At 57.1% G+C, this 2,260-nt stretch carries 2 protein-coding genes; both read left to right on the top strand.

Annotation, left to right across the window (positions count from 1 at the left end):
• The first annotated feature begins 212 nt into the window (after nucleotides 1–212).
• Nucleotides 213–1,370, top strand: coding sequence for a hypothetical protein (locus AC1DRJ_RS25010; protein ID WP_477804517.1), 1,158 nt, complete (start codon nucleotides 213–215; stop codon nucleotides 1,368–1,370).
• A gap of 212 nt (nucleotides 1,371–1,582) precedes the next feature.
• Nucleotides 1,583–2,260: TOTE conflict system archaeo-eukaryotic primase domain-containing protein (locus AC1DRJ_RS25005; protein WP_477804516.1), on the top strand; the 678-nt coding region annotated here is incomplete at its 3' end.

Here is a 2,260-nt window from a genome sequence, read left to right as displayed (position 1 = left end):
CCCGACGGGTGGGGCCCCACGGCGGGCATCCCCTGGCGCCGATTGCAACATTTCGGAAGCCCTTACTGGCCGGCCTCGGCGATGTCACTCCGATGCGCCCTGCTATGGCTCGCGGGTTTCCGTTGAAGGGTGAACCGGTGATAGTGGCCCGACGGTAAAACGGTGGAAATCAACGTGTGTTTTGCTAGCGGCTGAGCATTGAGGAGCCGATCATGGAGCAATATGATCGTGGTGTGCTGCTGGAGCAGGTCTGGACTGACCCCGTGTCAGTGGTCGCGCCCAAGTATGGGCTGTCTGACGTCGGACTGAAAAAGTTGTGCGCAAGACTGCAGATACCGACGCCCATGCGAGGGTATTGGGCAAAACGTAAAGCCGGTAAGCGCGTGCCGCCTCAACCCCAACTCCGGGATTACACCGGGCCTGCGCGCTACCTATGGCATCACCCTTCGGTGCCGGCACCACCATCCAAAGTGCCCACCATCGAGTCGGTTGATCCCCGGCTGCAAACGGTCATCGAATATGAGCAACTGCCGACTCACCGGATACGCGTGGCAGAGCGGCTCACCAATCCCCATGCCTATGTCGTGCAGACGCGGGAGGCGTTGCGTCATCCCGTCTTGGATCAGCGGGGCATGCCCTTCCCCAGTCGTCGTCAGCGGGCACTGGATATGAAGGTTTCGACGGCCATGCAGCCTCGGGCGCTTCGGATTGCTGACGCCTTGATCAAAGCCTTCGAGACCCGGGGGTATACCGTGCTCATGGGTGATCGATGCACAGTCGAAATATTCGGGATACAGATTAGTCTGCGCTTTTTCGAGCCGACCAAGCGTTCTGAGGGCAGTCCACCTCCGCGTACCTTGGCGCGAAATGAACGCATCCATTGGAGTTCGATATCGTCGCCGCAGTACGTTCCCACAGGCCAACTGCATGTGTTGGGAGATGCAGGGTTTGGCGGGAAAGTTATGGACTCCACCCATACGCCTGTTGAGGAGCAGCTCAACAAGCTGATCATCATGATGGTGCGGCGCGCCGTCGAGCTGTTGATCGGGCAGGAAGAGCGGGCCATTGCTGAAGTGGGGCGTCGGATACAACGCGATGAAGCCTTAGCCAAAAAGGCGGAGCAGGATGCCGAGCGAGCAAAACTACAGCGGCTTGAAGAGGACGCCCACCATTGGCGACGGGCCAATGCGCTTCGGGAGTATCTTGTCGAGTTAGAAAAAGTAACCTACGGTGCCGGAGCCCCGACACAAGTGCAGTTCGCCTATTTACAGTGGGCTAAGGCCAAAGCGGATTGGCTTGATCCCCTTATCCATACGTCGGACAGGCTGCTGGATCTTGATATTAAAATACCCAACCACTATGGCTGGTAGAGGGCGTTCTCCATYGGGTGCCCACGCATTTCACTCAGCACCGTCAGCCATGGTTCACGAGCGCCGCCACGTTTGGCTTAAAGGCCCACCACCCATAGCGTTGCTGGTCATGAACATCACCGTTTGGCCGCTGTAGACCATGGCGAAATGGGCTTCTCAGACCAACGTAGAGCATCTTGGAAGGACGAGACACGGGATTGAATAGAGACCCCATGACTGAATCTGATTCACTGGCACAGTTACAGGCAGAAAATGCCCGATTGATTGCTTTGCTGGAAGCCAATGCTATCGAATGGCGTCTGCCAGTCGCCGTGTCCGTCGTGCCCATTTCAGTCATCGAGGTGCCCGCTCAGCATCTGGGAACCGAGGCCAAGCTCAAGCTGTTTCAGCGCTTGTTTCGAGGACGAACTGATGTGTACCCACAACGCTGGGAGAGCAAAGCCGGTAAGGCAGGATATTCACCGGCCTGTGCCAATGAATGGCGCCCAGGTGTTTGTCAGAAGCCGAGAATAAAGTGTGGTGACTGCAGCTTCCGCCAATTGGTACCGCTTAATGACCAGGTGCTTTATCGGCATTTGGCGGGCGAAATAGTCGCAGGCGTTTACCCTCTGTTAACCGATGACACCTGTTATTTCCTTGCCGTGGATTTTGACGAGGCCGACTGGCGTGAAGACTTGCTGGGCTTCGCCCAATCCTGTCACGAGCTGGGTGTGCCCGTGGCTTTGGAAATCTCTCGCTCGGGCAATGGTGCTCATGCATGGATTTTTTTCGCTAAAGCGGTCACTGCCCAAGACGCCAGGCGGCTGGGCACGGCGATTATTAGCCATACCTGCGCTCGGACTCGCCAACTCAAGTTGAGCTCGTATGACCGATTGTTCCCGAACCAGGAC

The sequence above is a fragment of the Pseudomonas sp. P5_B2 genome, from assembly GCF_056400445.1.
This window is presented reverse-complemented; position numbering and strand designations above follow the sequence as displayed.